Origin of the sequence: Klebsiella sp. K5-45, from assembly GCF_030128605.1 — a bacterium.
In the GTDB taxonomy this organism is placed as follows: Bacteria; Pseudomonadota; Gammaproteobacteria; order Enterobacterales; family Enterobacteriaceae; genus Klebsiella; species Klebsiella quasipneumoniae.
The window spans coordinates 224685-244322 of the sequence record NZ_JAKUZW010000007.1 but is presented as its reverse complement, the minus strand read 5'-3'; the positions used below and the strand labels follow the sequence as shown (position 1 = coordinate 244322).

At 57.4% G+C, this 19638-nt stretch carries 19 protein-coding genes; 9 read left to right on the top strand and 10 right to left on the bottom strand.

From position 1 onward, the window contains the following. Positions 1–8 precede the first annotated feature (8 nt). Both MKS11_RS16780 and MKS11_RS16775 read left to right on the top strand, forming a co-directional pair. Positions 9–1415 carry a glycoside-pentoside-hexuronide (GPH):cation symporter gene (locus MKS11_RS16780; RefSeq protein ID WP_017901173.1) on the top strand — a complete coding sequence of 469 codons (1407 nt, stop codon included), beginning with the start codon at positions 9–11 and terminating at the stop codon, positions 1413–1415. Then, entirely contained in the window at positions 1415–2365 is a 951-nt protein-coding gene (locus MKS11_RS16775) for a family 43 glycosylhydrolase (RefSeq protein WP_087771092.1), read from the top strand. Before MKS11_RS16780 ends, MKS11_RS16775 begins: the two co-directional genes overlap by 1 nt. A gap of 223 nt (positions 2366–2588) precedes the next feature. Here the strand turns inward: MKS11_RS16775 and ampE are convergent, their stop codons facing one another. Together ampE and ampD are read right to left on the bottom strand one after the other, a co-directional pair. Further along, on the bottom strand, positions 2589–3443 hold the full coding sequence (gene ampE / locus MKS11_RS16770; RefSeq protein ID WP_004204361.1) for a beta-lactamase regulator AmpE: 855 nt from the start codon (positions 3441–3443) through the stop codon (positions 2589–2591). Continuing rightward, positions 3440–4003, bottom strand: a complete 564-nt coding sequence (gene ampD / locus MKS11_RS16765; protein WP_017901175.1) for a 1,6-anhydro-N-acetylmuramyl-L-alanine amidase AmpD — start codon at positions 4001–4003, stop codon at positions 3440–3442. Before ampD ends, ampE begins: the two co-directional genes overlap by 4 nt. Before the next feature lie 133 nt (positions 4004–4136). On the opposite strand from ampD, the gene nadC reads away from it, so the two are divergent. From nadC to hofC, 4 genes are all read left to right on the top strand, one after another. Then, positions 4137–5030, top strand: coding sequence for a carboxylating nicotinate-nucleotide diphosphorylase (gene nadC / locus MKS11_RS16760; protein ID WP_017901176.1), 894 nt, complete (start codon positions 4137–4139; stop codon positions 5028–5030). Positions 5031–5210: 180 nt separating this feature from the next. Further along, complete coding sequence (gene ppdD / locus MKS11_RS16755) at positions 5211–5642, top strand: prepilin peptidase-dependent pilin (RefSeq protein ID WP_004204358.1); 432 nt, start codon at positions 5211–5213, stop codon at positions 5640–5642. A 10-nt stretch (positions 5643–5652) separates the two neighbouring features. Beyond that, positions 5653–7038, top strand: a complete 1386-nt coding sequence (gene gspE, locus MKS11_RS16750) for a type II secretion system protein GspE (RefSeq protein WP_017901178.1) — start codon at positions 5653–5655, stop codon at positions 7036–7038. Continuing rightward, the gene (gene hofC / locus MKS11_RS16745; protein ID WP_043522211.1) at positions 7028–8233 is read left to right on the top strand and encodes a protein transport protein HofC; all 1206 of its coding nucleotides are present in this window, start codon (positions 7028–7030) and stop codon (positions 8231–8233) included. The genes gspE and hofC overlap by 11 nt, the downstream gene beginning before the upstream one ends. Before the next feature lie 36 nt (positions 8234–8269). On the opposite strand, the gene MKS11_RS16740 is transcribed toward hofC, so the two are convergent. After that, positions 8270–9313, bottom strand: coding sequence for a GMP reductase (locus tag MKS11_RS16740; RefSeq protein WP_004204353.1), 1044 nt, complete (start codon positions 9311–9313; stop codon positions 8270–8272). 343 nt (positions 9314–9656) lie between these two features. Here MKS11_RS16740 and coaE point away from each other — a divergent pair, with 343 nt between their 5' ends. The 3 genes from coaE to yacG are packed head-to-tail and all read left to right on the top strand — an operon-like array spanning position 9657 to position 11224. Next, complete coding sequence (gene coaE / locus MKS11_RS16735) at positions 9657–10277, top strand: dephospho-CoA kinase (RefSeq protein ID WP_023319728.1); 621 nt, start codon at positions 9657–9659, stop codon at positions 10275–10277. Further along, positions 10277–11020: a cell division protein ZapD gene (zapD, locus tag MKS11_RS16730; protein ID WP_017901182.1), complete on the top strand. Its 744-nt coding sequence runs from the start codon at positions 10277–10279 to the stop codon at positions 11018–11020. The genes coaE and zapD overlap by 1 nt, the downstream gene beginning before the upstream one ends. 9 nt (positions 11021–11029) lie before the next feature. After that, complete coding sequence (gene yacG / locus MKS11_RS16725) at positions 11030–11224, top strand: DNA gyrase inhibitor YacG (RefSeq protein ID WP_004204348.1); 195 nt, start codon at positions 11030–11032, stop codon at positions 11222–11224. A gap of 52 nt (positions 11225–11276) precedes the next feature. On the opposite strand, the gene mutT is transcribed toward yacG, so the two are convergent. The 7 genes from mutT to ftsQ all read right to left on the bottom strand — a co-directional run bounded on the left by mutT (position 11277) and on the right by ftsQ (position 19637). Further along, on the bottom strand, positions 11277–11669 hold the full coding sequence (gene mutT / locus MKS11_RS16720; RefSeq protein WP_017901183.1) for an 8-oxo-dGTP diphosphatase MutT: 393 nt from the start codon (positions 11667–11669) through the stop codon (positions 11277–11279). Positions 11670–11726: 57 nt separating this feature from the next. Then, positions 11727–14432 carry a preprotein translocase subunit SecA gene (gene secA / locus MKS11_RS16715; protein WP_004204346.1) on the bottom strand — a complete coding sequence of 902 codons (2706 nt, stop codon included), beginning with the start codon at positions 14430–14432 and terminating at the stop codon, positions 11727–11729. 62 nt (positions 14433–14494) lie between these two features. Next, the gene (gene secM, locus MKS11_RS16710; RefSeq protein WP_196611919.1) at positions 14495–14992 is read right to left on the bottom strand and encodes a secA translation cis-regulator SecM; all 498 of its coding nucleotides are present in this window, start codon (positions 14990–14992) and stop codon (positions 14495–14497) included. A 323-nt stretch (positions 14993–15315) separates the two neighbouring features. Further along, on the bottom strand, positions 15316–16233 hold the full coding sequence (gene lpxC / locus MKS11_RS16705; protein ID WP_002888632.1) for a UDP-3-O-acyl-N-acetylglucosamine deacetylase: 918 nt from the start codon (positions 16231–16233) through the stop codon (positions 15316–15318). Positions 16234–16333: 100 nt separating this feature from the next. Further along, a complete protein-coding gene (gene ftsZ, locus MKS11_RS16700; protein ID WP_002888628.1) occupies positions 16334–17485 on the bottom strand; it encodes a cell division protein FtsZ in 1152 nt (383 codons plus the stop codon). 62 nt (positions 17486–17547) lie between these two features. After that, positions 17548–18810, bottom strand: a complete 1263-nt coding sequence (gene ftsA, locus MKS11_RS16695; protein WP_004204343.1) for a cell division protein FtsA — start codon at positions 18808–18810, stop codon at positions 17548–17550. Beyond that, on the bottom strand, positions 18807–19637 hold the full coding sequence (gene ftsQ, locus MKS11_RS16690) for a cell division protein FtsQ (RefSeq protein ID WP_004204342.1): 831 nt from the start codon (positions 19635–19637) through the stop codon (positions 18807–18809). Before ftsQ ends, ftsA begins: the two co-directional genes overlap by 4 nt. Position 19638 lies beyond the last annotated feature (1 nt).

The window sequence follows — 19638 nt, the reverse complement described above, 5'->3', positions numbered from 1 at the left end:
GACCGCACATGGCAGACAATAGACTTTCAATAAAAGAAAAGATTGGTTATGGGATGGGGGATGCCGGATGCAATATCATCTTTGGCGCCATCATGCTGTTTGTTAACTATTTTTATACCGATATTTTCGGTCTGGCGCCGGCGCTGGTGGGCGTACTGCTGCTGTCGGTGCGCGTCATCGATGCGGTGACCGACCCGATCATGGGCGCCCTCGCCGACCGCACCCGCAGTAAATATGGCCGCTTTCGTCCATGGCTGCTGTGGATTGCTTTCCCCTACGCCCTGTTCAGCGTCCTGATGTTCACCACTCCTGAGTGGACCTATAACAGCAAAGTCATCTATGCGTTTGTCACCTACTTTCTGCTGTCGATTACCTATACCGCGATTAACATCCCCTACTGCTCGCTGGGAACGGTGATGACCGCCGATCCGAAAGAGCGCGTTGCCTGCCAGTCTTATCGTTTCGTGATGGTGGGTATCGCCACGCTGTTGCTGTCATTAACGCTGCTGCCAATGGCCGACTGGTTCGGCGGCGCCGATAAAGCGAAGGGCTATCAGATGGCGATGACCGTGCTGGCCTTCATCGGCATGTGTATGTTCCTGTTCTGCTTCGCTACCGTACGCGAACGCATCCACCCGGCGGTACAGACCAATGATGAACTGAAAAAAGATCTCAAAGATGTGTGGAAAAATGACCAGTGGGTACGCATCCTGTTGCTCACGCTGTGCAACGTCTGTCCGGGCTTTATCCGCATGGCCGCCACCATGTACTACGTCACCTGGGTAATGGGGCAAAGCACCCATTTTGCCACTCTGTTTATCAGCCTCGGCGTGGTCGGGATGATGATTGGCAGCATGCTGGCAAAAGTCCTCACCGACCGCTGGTGCAAACTGCAGGTCTTCTTCTGGACCAATATCGTGCTGGCGATCTTCTCCTGCGCCTTCTATTTCTTTAATCCGCACGCCACCACGCTGATTATGGTGCTCTACTTCCTGCTCAACATCCTGCATCAGATTCCCTCCCCGCTGCACTGGTCGCTGATGTCCGATGTTGACGACTACGGCGAGTGGAAAACCGGCAAGCGCATCACCGGCATTAGCTTCTCCGGCAATCTGTTCTTCCTCAAAGTCGGCCTGGCGGTCGCCGGGGCGATGGTCGGATTCCTGTTGTCATGGTACGGCTACGACGCTGGCGCCAAAGCGCAAAGCGCCTCCGCCCTCAACGGCATCGTGCTGCTGTTCTCGGTTATCCCCGGCGTCGGCTACCTGATCACCGCCGGCGTGGTGCGCCTGCTGAAAGTTGACCGCACCCTGATGCGCCAGATCCAGAGCGATTTAGAGAAGCGCCGCAGCAACTACAGCGAGCTGAATGAATACCAGGAACTGAAAACCAGTGAACACGTAAGGAAAGCCTGATGAATAACTGGCCCAACCCCTTTATTGAACAGCGCGCAGATCCCTTTATTCTGCGCCACCTTAATCACTACTACTTTATTGCCTCGGTGCCGGAATACGACCGGCTGGAGATCCGGCGCGCGGCGACCCTTGAAGGATTACGCGATGCGGAGCCGGTAGTGGTCTGGCGCGCACCGCAAAGCGGGCCGATGAGCCAGCTGATTTGGGCGCCGGAGCTACATGAGATAGACGGGAAGTGGTATATCTATTTTGCCGCCACCCATACCCACGATCTGGATGCGCAGGGCATGTTCCAGCATCGTATGTTCGTGATCGAGTGCGCCGACAACGATCCGCTGACCGGCCGCTGGCAGGTAAAAGGCCAGGTGATCACGCCTTTCGATACCTTCGCCCTCGATGCCACCACCTTTATCCATCAGGGCAAACGCTGGTACCTGTGGGCGCAAAAATCGCCGCATATCGAGGGCAACTCAAACCTGTATCTCGCTGAAATGGCCAACCCGTGGACGCTAAAAGGCGAGCCGGTCATGCTGAGCAAGCCGGAGTTCGACTGGGAGTGCCGGGGATTTAAGGTCAATGAAGGACCCGCGGTTCTGGTGCATGGCGATAAGCTGTTCATCAGCTATTCCGCCAGCGCCACCGACGAAAACTACTGCATGGGGTTGCTCTGGATTGACCGGCAGGCCGATCCGCTGCAGCCGGCAAACTGGCATAAAGCCCCGCAGCCGGTGTTCCGGACCAGCTATGAAAACCGCCAGTATGGCCCGGGCCATAATAGTTTTACCCAAACGCCGGCGGGGGAAGATGTGCTGGTCTACCACGCGCGGAATTACACCGAGATTGAAGGCGACCCGCTGTATGACCCCAATCGTCATACCCGGCTAAAACTCGTCAGCTGGAGAGAGGACGGCATGCCCGACTTCGGCATCCCACCGGCGGATACGCTGTAGCGGTTCGGTATGCGGCCCGCTGGCACGGATTCTCCAGGCCGGGTCAGGCGAAACCGCCGCCCGGCAACATGCCAGGTACGGCGTCTGATATAGAACCCGGCGCCGCTGTTGCTTGCCGGGCCTGCGCAGTGTGGGTCTCCAGGCCGGATAAGCGCAACGCCATCCGGCAATTAACGCCCCAGATGTGAGGGTATCGTGGCAGGTAGAGTACGAGCGCAGGCCGTTACACCAGGGTGCCGTAAATCGTCAGCAGCGCCATGATCACCACCACCACCAGCGAGGTTTTCTTGGCCATCGACACCGCGGCCTTCGGGGTCGCCACTTTATCCACGTGCGGTTCACGAGCCAGGGAATACTGCGCCAGGCGGGTCAATACCTGATACTGCGACGAATGGCGGTCGCCTAACGATGCAAACCACGCCGGGAGCGCTTTCTCTCCATGCCCCACCAGAGCATAGACAACCCCCACCAGACGCACCGGCAGCCAGTCCACAATATGCAGGATACCATCGATTCCGGACTGCAAACGATGATGCGGCGTCTGGTAACGCGCCAGCCACGTCTGCCAGGCACGCAGGACGCTATAGGCGATAAGCGTCAGCGGCCCCCACGCCCCACCGACCACAAACCAGAAGAGTGGCGCCAGGTAGTAACGATAGTTAATCCATAGCAGCGCATTTTGCAGTTCGCTAAGGTACTCGCGCTCATCACAGCCCGGGGGGACGCCGTGTATCAACGTCAGCTCGCTAGCCATCGCATCGCAGGCGCGGCTGTCATTGCGCGACGCCGCTTTCAGATAGGCATGATAGTGCAGCCGAACCTTACCGGCGCCGATGCACAGCAGGCCTAGCAAAATCCAGAACACCAGCAGCGGTACGTTGAACAGCTGCCCCTGCAGCAAGCGCTGAATAATGTAGACCACCGCGACGGCGACCAGGGTCATCAGCAGCGTTCCCGGCAACGAGAAATGTTTTATCCGGCGGAACGCCACCTCCAGCCGATGATCAAGCTGCCAGTGTTCGCCCAGTTTAAACAGGCGTTCAGCGATAAGCACCAGCAGCGTAGTAAACAGCGTCATGAGGTCTCCTTTTCGGACGGCGCGCTGAGCAGCGCACGAAATTTTTTCCAGTCAAAGGCCGGTCCCGGGTCCGTCTTGCGAACGGGCGCGATATCGCTATGGCCCGTGATGTTTGCGGCGATGGCAGGATAAATCGTGATAAGCAGATCCGTCACCGCCGCCAGCTGCTGGTACTGCGCATCGGTATACGCCAGGGTATCCGTGCCTTCCAGCTCAATACCGATGGAAAAGTCATTGCAGCGTTCACGCCCCTGATAGCTGGAGACACCCGCATGCCATGCACGCTTATCGAAAGGCACATACTGCACGATTTCACCATCACGGCGAATCAGACAATGCGCCGAAACGCGCAGATGAGCGATCTCGGCAAAGAAAGGATGCGCGTGAGGATCCAGGGTGCCGGTGAACAGCGCGTCAATCCATGGACCACCAAATTCACCTGGCGGCAGGCTGATATTATGCACCACCAATAAGGAAGGGGCCTCTTCATCCGGACGGCAGTCATGGTGCGGCGAGGGAACCCGCCGCGCGCCGACCAGCCATCCCTCGTTCAACTGCATGCGGGATCTCCTTTCGCGAACTCATGCTTCCGGGCCACACGCCGGCCCAAAGGATGAAGTGTGTATGGTACTGAAACGTCGTTCAGGTTAGCATGTTTCCCACTTCTGAATCTTATCTATCTGGAGCTTTATCATGTCGCCTCGTCGTTACAACCCCGACCGCCGCCGTGACGTGCTGCTGGAACGTATTAATCTCGATATTACCGATGCTGTCGCACACTCCCTGCGGGAAGATTTGGGCGGCGAAGTCGACGCCAGCAACGATATTAGCGCACAATTATTGCCGCAGGATGCACGCTCCCATGCGGTGGTCATTACCCGCGAAGATGGCGTCTTCTGTGGTAAACGCTGGGTGGAAGAGGTCTTCATTCAGCTCGCCGGTGACGACGTGAATATCACCTGGCACGTCGCCGATGGCGATGCGGTCAAAGCCGATCAACCCCTGTTCGAGCTGGAAGGCCCATCGCGCATTCTGCTCACTGGCGAACGTACGGCGCTGAACTTTGTGCAAACCCTCTCCGGCGTCGCCAGCGTTGTCCGCCGCTATGTCGACCTGCTGGCGGGCACCAAAACCCAACTCCTGGATACGCGCAAAACGCTGCCAGGGCTGCGAACCGCTTTGAAATACGCGGTTCTCTGCGGCGGCGGCGCCAACCACCGCCTGGGGCTGTTCGACGCTTTCCTGATTAAAGAAAACCACATCATCGCCTCCGGCTCGATCCGTCAGGCGGTGGAAAAGGCGTTCTGGCTGCATCCTGATGTGCCGGTGGAAGTGGAAGTGGAAACGCTGGATGAGCTGGAGCAGGCGTTAAAAGCCGGGGCCGATATCATTATGCTCGATAACTTCACCACCGACCTGATGCGCGAGGCGGTGAAAATCACCGCTGGCCAGGCGGCGCTCGAGGTCTCCGGCAACGTCACCTTTGACACCATCCGCGAATTTGCCGACACCGGGGTCGACTATATCTCCGTCGGGGCCCTGACCAAACATGTGCAGGCGCTCGACCTGTCGATGCGTTTTCGCTGAAGATTGGGCCTTCACGTTTCCGGCGTGAAGGCCTGAATTTGCGACCCGACTCGCAGCCGCTCTTGCTCACCATGCAATCCCGCTAAAAACCCTGGAACCCGGTTTCCCGGATCGTTTTCGTCTCCTCGCCTGTCCCCCTGAATCCCGTCACAGTGCTTCTGTCACAACAAGGAGCGACTTATGGATAAACAACGAGGTTTTACCCTGATTGAACTGATGGTGGTCATCGGCATCATCGCCATTCTCAGCGCCATCGGCATCCCGGCCTACCAGAACTACCTGCGTAAAGCCGCCCTCACCGATCTGCTGCAGACCTTTGTCCCCTACCGGACGGCAATTGAACTTTGCGCGCTCGATCATGGCGGCCTGACGACATGCGACGGCGGCAGCAATGGCATCCCCTCGCCAACCACCACGCGCTACCTCTCCGCCATGAGCGTGGCAAAAGGGGTCGTTACCCTCACCGGCCAGGAAAGTCTCAACGGACTGGGCGTCACCCTAACCCCGACCTGGGATAACGCCGAGGGCGTCACCGGCTGGCAGCGGGTCTGCACTATCACCGACAACAGCGCGCTTCAGCAGGCCTGCGAAGACGTCTTCCGCGTGAAGTGAGGGCGACAACATGAAAACAGAACAGCTGATCCCTCTCTGTCGTCGCCATCACGCCCTGCTGCTGCACAGCGATGAGCAGACGATATCCATTGCGGTGGTCGATACCCCGCCGACGGAGCTAATGGAGGCGCTACGTTTCGCGACGCAAAAACGGATCGATATTGAATGCTGGAGCCAGGAGCAGATGGATAAGCGCCTGCAAGTCCAGGAAAAGCAGGCGCTGCTGGCGCAAAATGCAGGCCCGGAAAACATCGCCGAACGGGTCAATCAGATCCTCGAGCAGGCCCTGCGTCAGCGGGCCTCCGATATTCATATCGAACCCACGGAAACGCACTTACGGATCCGCCTGCGTGTCGATGGCGTGCTACACGCCCTGCCGCTGCTGGCGCCCGAGCTGGCCGCGCCGGTTATCGCACGACTCAAAGTGATGGCCAGTCTCGATATCGCCGAGCATCGTTTGCCGCAGGATGGTCAGTTCGCGCTGAACCTCGCCGGACGGCAGCTCTCCTTTCGCATCGCCACTCTGCCCTGCCGCTATGGCGAGAAAATTGTCCTGCGCCTTCTGCATCAGGTTGACCAGGCGCTGGATCTGGAGGCGCTCGGCCTCTCATCCTCTCAGCTGGCGGCCTTCCGCCAGGCGCTGAATCAGCCGCAGGGGCTGCTGCTGGTCACTGGCCCAACCGGAAGCGGGAAAACGGTAACCCTCTACAGCGCCCTGCAGGCGCGAAACCGGGAGCAAGTGAACATCTGTAGCGTCGAGGATCCTCTGGAGATCCCCATCGCCGGGATGAACCAGACGCAAATCAACCCGCGCGCCGGGCTGACCTTTCACAGCGTACTGCGCGCCCTGTTACGTCAGGACCCGGATATTGTGATGGTGGGTGAAATCCGCGATGCCGAAACCGCTGAAATCGCGCTGAAAGCCGCCCAAACGGGTCATCTGGTGCTCTCTACTCTGCACACCAATTCCACCAGCGAAACCCTTACCCGCCTGCAGCAAATGGGCATCGCCCGCTGGATGATCTCCTCTGCGCTCTCGCTGGTTATCGCCCAGCGTCTGGTTCGCAAGCTGTGCCCCCACTGCCGGCGCAATGCCGGCAGTGCCGCCGACCTGCCGCACAGTCTGTGGCCCCGCTCGCTGCCGCGCTGGCAGGCCGCGGGCTGCGAACACTGTTATCACGGGTATCACGGCAGGCTGGCGCTGTTCGAGGTCTTGCCTGTCACTCCGGGGCTACGTCAGGGGATAGTCCAGGGGCTCAACGCCATTGAGATCGAATCTCTGGCGCGAGCCGCGGGCATGATGACGCTCTTCGAAAGCGGATGTCAGGCTATCGAACAGGGCTTGACCAGCCTCGAAGAGGTGGTGCGGGTGCTGGGGATCCCCCATGGCGACTAAGCGTCTCTGGCGCTGGCGAGGCGTCGATGCGCAAGGCGCTCCTTGTCAGGGGATGCTATGGCAAGCCAGTCGTCCGGAGGTGCTGCATCACCTCCAGCAGCAGCGCATCCTGCCGCTGGCTATACGCCGCTGTACGGTGAAGCAAAGCCTGTGGCACCCGCGCTACAGCAGCGAAACAATCCGCCAGTTGGCAACCCTGCTGCAGGCCGGGCTACCGTTGGCGGAAGGGTTATCGCTTCTGGCGCAGCAGCAACCGCATGGGCAGTGGCAGGCGCTGCTTGAGGCGCTGGGCCGCGAACTGGCCCAGGGCGTGACTTTCTCTGCCGCACTGGCGCAGTGGCCGCAGGCTTTTCCGCCACTGTATCTGGCGATGATTAGCACTGGCGAACTGACGGGCAAGCTCGATATTTGCTGCCAGCAGCTGGCCAACCAGCAGCAGGAGCAGCAGCGGCTCGCCGGCAAGGTCAAGAAGGCGCTGCGCTACCCGCTGATCGTGCTCACACTGGCGCTGCTGGTGGTGCTGGGGATGCTCTATTTTGTCCTTCCTGAATTCACTGCCATCTACCAGACGTTCAATACGCCGCTGCCGTTATTAACGCGAATGGTTATTGCGGCAGGGGACATGCTGAACCGCGGCTGGCCGTTACTGCTGGCCTTTCTGCTGAGCCCGCTGCTGCTCAACCAGCTGGTCCGGCAGCGCGCCGACTGGCTGCTGCGTCGCCAGCAACTGCTTAACGCGCTCCCTCTCATCGGCCCCCTGATCGGCGGCCAACAGCTGAGCCTGATATTCACCGTTCTGGCGTTAACCCAAAGTGCCGGTATCAGCTTTCTACAGGGGCTGCAAAGCGTTGAAGAGACCCTGTCGTGCCCGCTGTGGCGCCAGCGCCTGGCGCAGGCCCGCGCGCTGATCGTTCAGGGGGATCCGATCTGGCAGGCGTTAAGCCGCTGCGGCGGTTTTACACCGCTGTGTCTGCAGCTCATCCGCACGGGGGAAAGCGCGGGGGCACTGGATCAGATGCTGGAAAACCTGGCGCATCATCATCGTGAGCAGACCCATCAGCGAGCCGACAGTCTGGCTGCGCATCTGGAACCCCTGATGCTGGTGATAACCGGCTCGCTGGTCGGGCTCCTGGTGGTGGCGATGTATTTGCCCGTTTTTCATCTGGGCGATGCCATTGGCGGGGCGGGAGGATAAGCAACGCTGGCACCGCGCAGGCGCCAGCGCAGCCAGTTACAGGCTATTGAATACCCGGTTCTCTTGTTCCTGAACGCGGATAAAGGTGGTGCGTTTGGTCAGCTCTTTCAGTCGCGAGGCGCCAACGTAAGTGCAGGCAGAGCGCAGGCCGCCGAGAATGTCGCGCGCGGTATTGTCCACCGGGCCACGCAGCGGCAGCTTAACGGTTTTCCCTTCCGCCGCGCGGTATTTCGCGACACCGCCCACATGGCGGGTCATCGCCGATTCGGAGCTCATACCGTAAAACAGCATGAATTTTTCACCGTTCTCTTCAACCACAGTCCCGCCGCTCTCTTCGTGGCCCGCCAGCATACCGCCGAGCATCACGAAATCAGCGCCGCCGCCGAAGGCTTTCGCCACATCGCCCGGCATGGTGCAACCGCCGTCGCTGATGATCTGGCCGCCAAGGCCATGTGCGGCATCAGCACACTCGATCACGGCGGAGAGCTGCGGGTAGCCGACACCGGTTTTGACGCGGGTGGTGCAGACGGAGCCCGGGCCAATGCCAACTTTGACAATATCGGCGCCGGAGAGGATTAGCTCTTCACACATTTCACCGGTGACCACGTTCCCGGCAATAATGGTTTTTTGCGGCCAGGCTTCGCGCGCCTTCGCCACAAACTGGACGAAGTGTTCAGAGTAGCCATTGGCGACGTCAATGCACACAAAGTTCAATTGTGGGTTCTGAGAGAGGATCTGTTGCGTTTTATCAAAATCCGCATCGGAAGTACCGGTGGAAACCATCACATGCTTGAGAACGTCTGCGGATACGCTCTGGACAAACGCCTGCCATTCTTCCGCGGTGTAGTGCTTGTGTACTGCCGTCAGAATGCCAAAAGTGGCCAGCGCTTTCGCCATGCTGAAGGTGCCCACGGTGTCCATGTTAGCCGCAATAATCGGCACACCGGACCAGGTCAGGCCTGAATGTTTAAAGGTGAATTCACGTTCCAGCTCAACATCAGAACGGCTTTTGAGGGTAGAGCGTTTCGGGCGGATAAGAACGTCTTTGAAACCAAGCTTCAGATCTTCTTCAATACGCATGTGCGAATTCCTGGGGTTAATGGCATTAATGTGAGAGCACAACTCCAGTGACGTTATCATACGCACGAATCAGGCCCGCGCAAGACTGCGATTTTCACTTTTTTTACGCTACAATCGTATAAATTTACCTGGTGAATGGAGAAAAAAGCGCTTATATCTCCACCCGCCAGCGCATTATTTTTAACCATTTGATTTGCTTGATTAAAAGAAACAGAATAGCGGACGGCGCTCCCGGCTGGCACGGTGCCATCACGACAAGATCGCTGTCGCCTCTCCGGCATACTGCCCGTCCTCGCTGTCTGAATACCAAAAATACGAGCAATCCGTTTCAGGGTCAGAAGATATGGGGTACACAGTCGCGTTAACAGGCGGGATTGGCAGCGGTAAAAGTACGGTCGCCGACGCCTTCGCGCAGCTCGGGATTAAGGTTATCGATGCCGATGTTATCGCCCGCCAGGTGGTCGAACCTGGCACCCCGGCGCTCCAGGCCATTGCTGACCACTTCGGGCCACAGATGATTGCCCCCGACGGCACGCTAAACCGCCGTCTGCTGCGGGAAAAAATTTTTGCTCAGGTGGAGGAAAAAGCCTGGCTCAACGCGCTGTTGCATCCGCTGATCCAGCAGGAAACGCGCCGCCAGATGCAGGCCGCCACCTCCCCTTATCTCCTCTGGGTCGTACCTTTGCTGGTCGAAAACCGCCTGTCCAGCCAGGCCGATCGCGTACTGGTCGTCGATGTGCCAAAAGAGACGCAAATCGAACGCACCATGCTGCGCGATAAGGTCAGCCGCGAACATGCTGAACATATTCTTGCCGCCCAGGCCACGCGCGAGCAGCGCCTGGCCATCGCGGACGATGTTATTGAAAACACTGGCACGCCGGATGCAGTGGCATCGGATGTTGCCCGCCTGCACGAAAAGTACTTAACGCTGGCATTGCAGGCCGCCTCACAGGAAAACTCGTAATGCATACCCCCGTTCTGTTTGAACATCCTCTTAATGAGAAAATGCGCACCTGGTTGCGCATCGAATTTCTGATCCAGCAAATGGCTTTCCATCCGATGATTGCCAGCCATGCCGATGCGCTCCATTTTTTCCGTAACGCCGGCGATCTGCTGGATGTCCTGGAGCGCGGCGAGGTGCGTACCGATCTGGTCAAAGAGCTGGAGCGCCAGCAGCGTAAGCTCCAGTCCTGGGCAGAAGTGCCGGGAGTCGATCAGGAGCGCATTAACGCGCTGCGCCAGCAGCTCAAGCAGTCTTCCAGCACCCTGATGGCCGCGCCGCGCATTGGTCAGTTTCTGCGTGAAGATCGCCTGATTGCGCTAGTGCGCCAGCGCCTGAGTATCCCTGGCGGCTGCTGCAGCTTCGATTTACCGACCCTGCATATCTGGCTCCATATGCCGCAGGCGCATCGTGACGAGCAGGTGGCCAGCTGGCTTGCCAGCCTCGATCCATTGGTCCAGTCCCTGAGCCTGATCCTCGATCTGATTCGTAACTCCGGACAGTTTCGCAAACAGACCAGCCTCAATGGCTTTTATCAGGATAATGGCGAAGATGCCGATCTGCTGCGCCTGCGTCTCGATCTGGCCCACCAGCTTTATCCGCAGATCTCTGGCCATAAGAGCCGTTTCGCCATCCGCTTCCTGCCGCTGGACAGTGAGTATGGGATCGTGCCGGAGCGCTTTGATTTTGAACTGGCCTGCTGTTAAGGAGATAACATGTCAGAAGAGACTATCGTCAATTGTCCGACCTGCGGCAAAAACGTGGTATGGGGCGAACAAAGCCCCTATCGTCCGTTTTGTAGCAAACGCTGCCAGCTGATCGATTTGGGAGAATGGGCAGCAGAGGAGAAGCGCATCCCCAGCGCGGGCGATCTCTCCGACAGCGATGACTGGAGCGAACAGCAGCCCTGATTTGACGGCACGCTAACCCAACGCCAGTTGGGTTAGCCTCCCAACCTGGGGTTCAGCCCTGGGCGATAAGTTTGCGGATAACCGGTTCATTCGCCGGGGGAAACGCTTCCGGATCCAGCGCCTGCCGCGTCATCCACTGTCCCGGCTGCCCCTCTTTACCCCAGGGCTCGCCTTCCCAACTTTCCACGAGGAAAAACCACAGCGTAATGTGGCGATCGGGGAACTGATACTCCAGCTTATCAAATAGTGAAAAGGTAGTGGCCGTAATTCCCACCTCTTCCTGCAGCTCGCGGATCAACGCCTGCTCCGGCGTTTCATCAGATTCAATCTTCCCGCCCGGGAACTCCAGCTTATTCGCCATATGGGCATCCGCGGCGCGCTGGGTAATAAAGATGTCGCCTTCTGGATTGCGAATTATCCCTACGGCGATTTGCAGTTTTTTCATTGAATCAGCCTCATAAAAAAGGCGCAGAACTCTGCGCCTTTGTTTTTTTATCAGCCCTTAGCTCAGACGGCCATGGCACTGTTTGTATTTTTTACCGGAACCGCACGGGCAAGGATCGTTACGCCCCACTTTACGTTCGCCGGTTTGTGCCGCCAGATCCTGTGCAGCGGCTTCATCATCGCTCTGATGGCTGAGCTGCTGCATCTGCGCCAGGCGCTCGGCCTCTTCACGACGTTGCTGCTCCATCGCCTCGACTTCTTCCGGCATCCGCACCTGCACTTTGCTCAGGGTGCTGATCACTTCATACTTCAGTGACTCCAGCATCGCGGCAAACATAGAGAACGATTCGCGCTTGTACTCCTGCTTCGGATCTTTCTGCGCATAGCCGCGCAGGTGGATACCCTGGCGCAGGTAGTCCATCGCCGCCAGATGTTCTTTCCACAGTGAATCCAGAGTCTGGAGCATCACGCCTTTCTCGAAGTGGCGCATCATTTCAGCGCCGACCACTTCCTCTTTACGCTGGTAGGTCTCTACCGCGCTCTGCAGAATACGTTCGCGCAGGGTCTCTTCATGCAGCTCCGGCTCTTTATCCAGCCACTCTTTGATTGGCAGGTCGAGGTCGAAGTCGTTTTTCAGACGCTCCTGCAGGCCTTCGATATCCCACATCTCCTCCAGCGACTGCGGCGGAATATGGGCATCGATAGTCGCCTTAAACACGTCTTCGCGGATGCTGTTGATGGTTTCGCTGACGTCAGACACGTCCAGCAGTTCGTTACGCTGGGTGTAAATCGCCCGGCGCTGGTCGTTGGCCACATCATCATATTCCAGCAACTGTTTACGAATATCGAAGTTACGGCTCTCAACTTTACGCTGCGCGTTGGCGATAGCCTTGGTGACCCACGGGTGCTCAATGGCTTCGCCGGGTTTCATCCCCAGTTTACGCATCATGCCGGAAACGCGATCGGAGGCGAAGATACGCATCAGGGCGTCTTCCATCGACAGGTAGAAGCGGGAAGAACCGGCATCCCCCTGACGACCGGCACGGCCGCGCAGCTGGTTATCGATACGGCGTGATTCATGACGCTCGGTACCGATAATGTGCAGGCCGCCTGCGGCCAGTACCGCATCGTGGCGCACCTGCCAGTCGGCTTTGATTTTTTCAATCTGCTCAGGCGTTGGATTTTCCAGCGCCGCGACTTCCGCCTGCCAGCTACCGCCGAGCATAATATCGGTACCACGGCCCGCCATGTTGGTAGCGATGGTCACCGCGGAAGGATAGCCTGCCTGAGCGACGATATCCGCTTCGCTGGCATGGAACTTGGCGTTCAGAACGTTGTGCTTAATGCCGGCTTTGGTCAGCTCACGGGAAACCACTTCCGATTTTTCGATCGAGATTGTCCCCACCAACACCGGCTGACCGGCTGCGGTACGGGTTTTGATATCTTCGATAATCGCCTGAATTTTTTCCGCTTCGGTCATATAGACCAGATCCGCCATGTCTTTACGGATCATCGGACGGTTGGTCGGCACGACCACGGTATCCAGCTTATAGATAGAGCTGAATTCAAAGGCTTCAGTATCGGCGGTACCGGTCATCCCCGCCAGTTTCTCATACAGACGGAAATAGTTCTGGAAGGTGATAGAGGCCAGAGTCTGGTTCTCGTTCTGGATCTCCACGCCCTCTTTGGCCTCAACGGCCTGGTGCAGACCATCGGACCAGCGCCGGCCCTGCATTGTACGACCAGTGTGCTCATCGACGATGATAACTTCGCCATCTTTAACAATGTAGTCAACGTCGCGGGTGAACAGCGCATGGGCGCGCAGCGCGGCGGTGACGTGGTGCATCAGCATAATATTGGTCGGGGAGTACAGGGACTCACCTTCATCCATAATGCCTTCCTGTACCAGCAGCTCTTCAATCAGCACCAGACCACGTTCGGTCAGGTTAACCTGACGCGCTTTTTCATCCACTGAGAAGTGGCCTTCGCCGGTGAAGGTGTCCGAATCTTCTTTTTCCTGACGGATCAGGTGCGGAATGATCTTGTTGACCTTACGGTACATTTCAGAGCTGTCTTCCGCTGGGCCGGAAATGATCAGCGGCGTACGCGCCTCATCGATCAGGATGGAGTCCACCTCATCCACCAGCGCATAGTGCAGTTTACGCTGAACGCGCTCTTCCGGGCTGAAGGCCATGTTGTCGCGCAGGTAGTCGAAGCCGTATTCGTTGTTGGTGCCATAGGTGATATCGGCAGCGTAGGCTTCACGCTTCGCCGGCGCCGGCAGGCCGGACATGTTGATGCCAACCGTCATGCCCAGGAATTCAAACAGCGGGCGGTTATTTTCGGCGTCACGCTGCGCCAGATAGTCGTTGACGGTCACCACGTGAACGCCTTTGCCGGTCAGCGCATTGAGGTAGGCCGGCAGGGTCGCGGTCAGGGTTTTACCTTCACCGGTACGCATCTCGGCGATGCAGCGATCGTTAAGCACCATACCGCCCAGCAGCTGGACGTCGAAGTGGCGCATGCCGAACACACGCTTACTGGCTTCGCGAACGACGGCGAACGCTTCAGGGATCAGGTTTTCCAGCACTTCGCCTTTTTCCAGGCGCGCGCGGAATTCAGCGGTTTTCGCTTTCAGCTCGTCATCAGAGAGTTTTTCCATCGCCGGTTCCATACCGTTGATGATATTGACGACTTTGCGCATACGACGCAGCGTACGGTCGTTACGGCTGCCGAAAACCTTAGTTAACATTTTAATAAGCATAATAAAATCTCAAACGCCCCGCGGTGCGGAGTCACAAAAAATAGGATGGTCCGTGGTTATTTTCAGCTGAGACGTTGAGGGCCTGCGCGGATCCCCGCTACCTGGCTTATCCAGGCGCTGACGCGGAAGGCAGAATATGAGGAAGGGATATACGCCGCCTGGCGGATCACTACCGGCGGCGTACTGTCCTGCGTCAGCAGCGCGCTGAGCGTGTCGAGCAGCGCCAGATGCTGCGCCTGCAGCGGAGACGCTTCTTCCGCCACCGGCAACGCCTGCGGCGCCATGGCGAAAGAGAGATGACGAATAACGGTGCGAATGGCATGCTGATGCCAGTAGTCGACGGTAAAGTTGGGCCGGCGATTCGTCTCCAGCAGCGCCAGCTGGGAGAAATTAACTTTACTCGGGTTGTGGTTGCTGGCGGTCGCCTTTGCTGGCGTCGCGGTCGCATGGCCGTTGCTTAGCGCAGGCAGGCCGAGGCTTGCCGCGACCATCCCCAACAGGAGATGCGGCCAAAAATACCGTCTGCCAAACTGTCGCCAGCGCGTCAGCAATCCACTCACGTTCATTACCTTTCTTTGGTATACCCGTCGTCGTTCAGGCTGTCTCTTTATTGACGTTTTTCGCAGGACAACCTGATGTCCACGGGGTAAAGCAACCCGGAGAAATAATTTTGCGCTCAAATACTAACATTAATAGCGCGCTGAGGCAGCATGAATGAAGGCCGTTGCCCGGGGAAAACGCTTAATAAAGCAGCGAACGCGCGCTAATTATTACCCAGCGATCGCAGCGAAAAATAACGGGAAGAGGCTATAAAAGAAAAACGACTGGTTCCCTGGTCGGAGAGAGTACCAGGTTACCAGTCGAATTTACTGAATGGTCAGGCTTACGCCAGAACCATCGACGGTGCGCGGAACGCCATTGGCAATTTTGCGTCGTCTTCGAAGGTCACATACTCCCAGGCTTCCTGTTTTGCCAGAACAGCCTGCAGCAGTTTGTTGTTCAACGCGTGACCCGATTTGTACGCCGTGAATGCGCCGATAATGTTGTGACCACACATAAACAGGTCACCGATCGCATCCAGCATTTTGTGGCGAACAAATTCGTCTTCAAAGCGCAGACCGTCTTCGTTCAGTACGCGATAATCGTCAACAACGATGGCACAATCGAAGCTGCCGCCCAGGCACAGGCCACGGGACTGCAGATATTCGATATCGCGCATGAAACCGAAGGTACGCGCACGGCTAATCTGACGCATGAACGCATCGGCCGAGAAGTTCAGCGTATAGCGCTGGGTGCTGGCATCAATCGCCGGATGGTTAAAATCGATGGTGAAGTCCAGCGAAAAACCATTGTACGGTTTGAATTCAGCCCATTTGTCGCCATCTTCGACGCGAACCGTCTCTTTGATACGTACAAATTTCTTGGCGCAGTTCAGTTCATCGATGCCGGCGTCCAGCAACAGATAAACGAACGGAGCCGCACTGCCGTCCATAATCGGGATTTCCGGTGCATCGACTTCAACAATAATGTTGTCGATACCCAGGCCAGCCAATGCGGCGTTCAGGTGTTCAACCGTAGAAATCCGCACGTCATGCTCATTAACCAGGCAAGTACAGAGCATGGTATCACGCACAGATTTGGCATCAGCCGGAAAATCTACCGGTGGATTCAAGTCGGTGCGACGATAGATGACCCCGGTATTTGCCGGCGCAGGGCGTAACGTCAGTGTGACTTTCTTGCCGGTATGCAAACCGACACCAGTCGCCTGAACGATACGTTTAAGAGTCCTTTGTTTGATCATCGTATAATCTCGCCAATTTACCTATCCAACCGAAGTGTACACCACTATCGGGAGGCCAGTTTAGCACAAAGAGCGCAGATGCCCAACTTCCAGTCGATTCTTAATCGGCTTGCTTACGCAGGAAGGCTGGGATATCCAGATAATCCGGCTCTTTCGCGGTTTGCGGCGTATTGTCGTTCACCACTTTTGCCGCCGGCTTCTGCTCTTGCGTCAGCGGGGACATACCGTGCTGCTGGTAGCGATCCATCACCGGCTGCTGAACCTGTTTGTTGGTCACCAGGGTAATTTCCGGACGCTTGTCCATGCCGATACCGGTCGCCACTACGGTGACGCGCAGTTCGTCGTTCATATCCGGGTCCAGAGAGGTACCGATAACCACGGTGGCGTTATCCGAGGCAAATGCGCGGATAGTGTTACCCACGGTTTCGAACTCATCCAGACGCAGGTCGAAGCCCGCGGTGATGTTAACCAGCACGCCGCGCGCACCGGACAGGTCGATATCTTCCAGCAGCGGAGAAGAGATGGCCATTTCAGCCGCTTCTTCCGCACGGTCTTCACCGCTCGCCACGCCGGAGCCCATCATCGCGTAGCCCATTTCAGACATCACGGTACGGACGTCCGCGAAGTCAACGTTCATCAGACCCGGACGGGTGATCAGTTCAGCGATACCCTGCACCGCGCCTTTGAGGACGTCGTTTGCCGCGCCGAACGCGTCAAGCAGAGAAATACCGCGGCCAAGTACTTTCAGCAGCTTGTCGTTTGGGATGGTGATCAGTGAGTCAACGTGCTTGGACAGCTCGGTGATCCCCTGCTCAGCAAACGCCATGCGCTTCTTACCTTCAAAATTAAACGGCTTAGTGACCACCGCAACGGTGAGGATCCCCAGATCCTTAGCCACTTCGGCAACAACAGGCGCCGCGCCGGTACCGGTACCGCCGCCCATGCCTGCCGCGATGAACACCATGTCTGCGCCATCAAGGGCCGCACGCAGCGCTTCACGGTCTTCGTCCGCCGCATTACGGCCGACTTCCGGGTTCGCGCCAGCGCCCAGACCTTTGGTAATACCGCTACCGATCTGGATAGTCTGGCCAACAGCCGTTTTACGCAGCGCCTGCGCATCGGTGTTCACCGCGAAGAATTCAACACCCTCAATGCGCTCGCGCACCATGTGTTCAACGGCATTACCGCCGCCGCCACCGACGCCGATGACTTTAATCACCGCGTCGTTGGTCAGTTCCATAGGTTCAAACATAGTTTCTCTCCGTCTTGTGCCTGTCGCCTGAGAACGCTAATTGTCTGCGTTCTCTTAAAAAATTAAAACTCTTTTCGCAGCCAGCTGTTGAGTCGCTTAATCCACGAGCCCACCGACGCCGTCACGCGTTTTTCGACTTCCGCTTCACCACTCAGATGTGACTCTTTTCCGTAGTGCAGCAGCCCCACCGCCGTCGAATAATACGGCTCCTGGGCATAGTCCGTTAAACCGGTGATGTTCAGCGGCGCGCCAATGCGCACCTGGGTATGGAACACGCGCTGCGCACAGGCCGCCAGACCTTCAATTTGCGCCGCGCCGCCGGTTAACACAATCCCCGCCGCCAGATGGTGTTTCACCCCCTGCTGGCGGAGCTGTTCCTGCAGCTGCAGGATCTCTTCATTGACCAGATTAAGCAGTTCGGTATAGCGCGGTTCAATCACCTCAGCCAGCGTCTGACGTTGCAGGCTACGCGGCGGCCGTCCGCCTACGCTCGGTACTTCGACGTTTTCGTCTTTACCGACGATGGAACCCAATGCGCAACCGTGACGAACCTTGATGGCTTCGGCGTCGCTCGGCGGCGTCCCGAAGGCATAGGCGATATCGCTGGTCACCACGTTGCCCGCGTACGGGATCACTTTGGTGTGACGCAGCGCGCCGCCGGTATAGACGGCGATATCCATTGTACCACCACCAATATCCACCACGCAGACGCCCAGCTCACGTTCGTCTTCTGTTAATACGGAATAACTGGCCGCTAAACCGGCGAAAATAAGTTGGTCAACTTTCAGACCACAACGTTCCACCGCTTTAACAATGTTTTTCGCCATATCGTTATGGCAGGTAATCAGATGCACCTTCGCCTGCATGCGCACGCCGGACAGCCCAACCGGGTTTTTAATCCCTTCCTGGTAGTCAATGGCGTATTCCTGCGGAATCACGTGCAGGACGCGATGCTCATCGCGGACGCGAACCGACTTCGCGGTATGGACCACGTTTTCGACGTCGTCCAGCGTCACTTCTTCTTCCGAAATCGGTACCATCCCGATTTCATTCTGACAGCTTATATGTTTACCCGAAAGAGCCAAATAAACTGATGAAATCTGGCAATCCGCCATCAGTTCGGCCTGGTCGATGGCGCGCTGTACGCATTTCACCACCGACTCGAGGTCGTTCACACCGCCTTTATCCATACCACGCGATGGGCAACTGCCCACGCCGATGATATTAATCATGCCGTCGGGCAGAACTTCCCCTACTAAAGCGGCCACCTTGGCGGTGCCAATCTCCAGTCCAACTACCAGTTTTCTGTCCGTCGCCTTGATCATTGTTGTTCTGCCTGTGCCTGATTCTGTTGTTGATTAGTTTCCTCTGCGGGAGCAGGTACCCAGCCCACTGCCGCACCCGAGTCATAACGCAAATCAACGTAGCTAATCCGTTTGCCGTCGGTCTGCGCCTGCTGCTGAAGAACCGGGTAGAGTTCCATAAAGCGCTGAAGCCGTTTCATGGTGTCGCCACGACCAAGGTTGAGCTTAATGTCATTATTAAGCGTCAACTGCCAGGAGCGACGGGCGGTCATCGCCGCCACTTTCAACGTGAATTTATCCTTTGCCAGCACCTGCCCCATGTCACGATACCCTTGCAGCACTTCGTTCTCGCTGCCTTCCGGGCCGTATAACATCGGTAAATTCTGTTTGCTGGTGCGATCCGCCGGCACGCTGAAGGCATTTCCCTCTGCATCCACCATATGTTGATCATTCCAGCGCGCAATCGGCACATATTCAACCAGATGAATCTTCAATTCATCGGGCCACTGCTTTCGGACGCTCGCCTGCTTAATCCACGGCAGACGTTCAATCTGACTCTGAATGATGTTCACGTCCTGAGTCATAAAGGTGCCCGGCGAACCCAGCGCCAGGATCGCCTGGCGGATGTCATCATTGCGCGTATAGTGACGCTCGCCGGTCACCACCATCTTCGACAGCGGTAAACGCTGCGCGTCCTCCATCCAGCCAAGAACCATCCACCCGCTGACCAGCACGGTAAACAGCACCGCCAGCAGGAAAACGATCCCTGCCAGCCGCGTTCCATTACTCCGACGCGAAGAAGAAACGTCCTCTTCATGGTTCCGCGTATTCAGCGCAGCCTGCGACATA

Coding starts and splice junctions, on each gene's coding strand:
- MKS11_RS16780 (WP_017901173.1), top strand. CDS start 9: ATGGCAGACAATAGACTTTCAATAAAAGAAAAGATTGGTTATGGGATG.
- MKS11_RS16775 (WP_087771092.1), top strand. CDS start 1,415: ATGAATAACTGGCCCAACCCCTTTATTGAACAGCGCGCAGATCCCTTT.
- ampE (WP_004204361.1), bottom strand. CDS start 3,443: ATGACGCTGTTTACTACGCTGCTGGTGCTTATCGCTGAACGCCTGTTT.
- ampD (WP_017901175.1), bottom strand. CDS start 4,003: ATGCAGTTGAACGAGGGATGGCTGGTCGGCGCGCGGCGGGTTCCCTCG.
- nadC (WP_017901176.1), top strand. CDS start 4,137: ATGTCGCCTCGTCGTTACAACCCCGACCGCCGCCGTGACGTGCTGCTG.
- ppdD (WP_004204358.1), top strand. CDS start 5,211: ATGGATAAACAACGAGGTTTTACCCTGATTGAACTGATGGTGGTCATC.
- gspE (WP_017901178.1), top strand. CDS start 5,653: ATGAAAACAGAACAGCTGATCCCTCTCTGTCGTCGCCATCACGCCCTG.
- hofC (WP_043522211.1), top strand. CDS start 7,028: ATGGCGACTAAGCGTCTCTGGCGCTGGCGAGGCGTCGATGCGCAAGGC.
- MKS11_RS16740 (WP_004204353.1), bottom strand. CDS start 9,313: ATGCGTATTGAAGAAGATCTGAAGCTTGGTTTCAAAGACGTTCTTATC.
- coaE (WP_023319728.1), top strand. CDS start 9,657: ATGGGGTACACAGTCGCGTTAACAGGCGGGATTGGCAGCGGTAAAAGT.
- zapD (WP_017901182.1), top strand. CDS start 10,277: ATGCATACCCCCGTTCTGTTTGAACATCCTCTTAATGAGAAAATGCGC.
- yacG (WP_004204348.1), top strand. CDS start 11,030: ATGTCAGAAGAGACTATCGTCAATTGTCCGACCTGCGGCAAAAACGTG.
- mutT (WP_017901183.1), bottom strand. CDS start 11,669: ATGAAAAAACTGCAAATCGCCGTAGGGATAATTCGCAATCCAGAAGGC.
- secA (WP_004204346.1), bottom strand. CDS start 14,432: ATGCTTATTAAAATGTTAACTAAGGTTTTCGGCAGCCGTAACGACCGT.
- lpxC (WP_002888632.1), bottom strand. CDS start 16,233: ATGATCAAACAAAGGACTCTTAAACGTATCGTTCAGGCGACTGGTGTC.
- ftsZ (WP_002888628.1), bottom strand. CDS start 17,485: ATGTTTGAACCTATGGAACTGACCAACGACGCGGTGATTAAAGTCATC.
- ftsA (WP_004204343.1), bottom strand. CDS start 18,810: ATGATCAAGGCGACGGACAGAAAACTGGTAGTTGGACTGGAGATTGGC.
- ftsQ (WP_004204342.1), bottom strand. CDS start 19,637: ATGTCGCAGGCTGCGCTGAATACGCGGAACCATGAAGAGGACGTTTCT.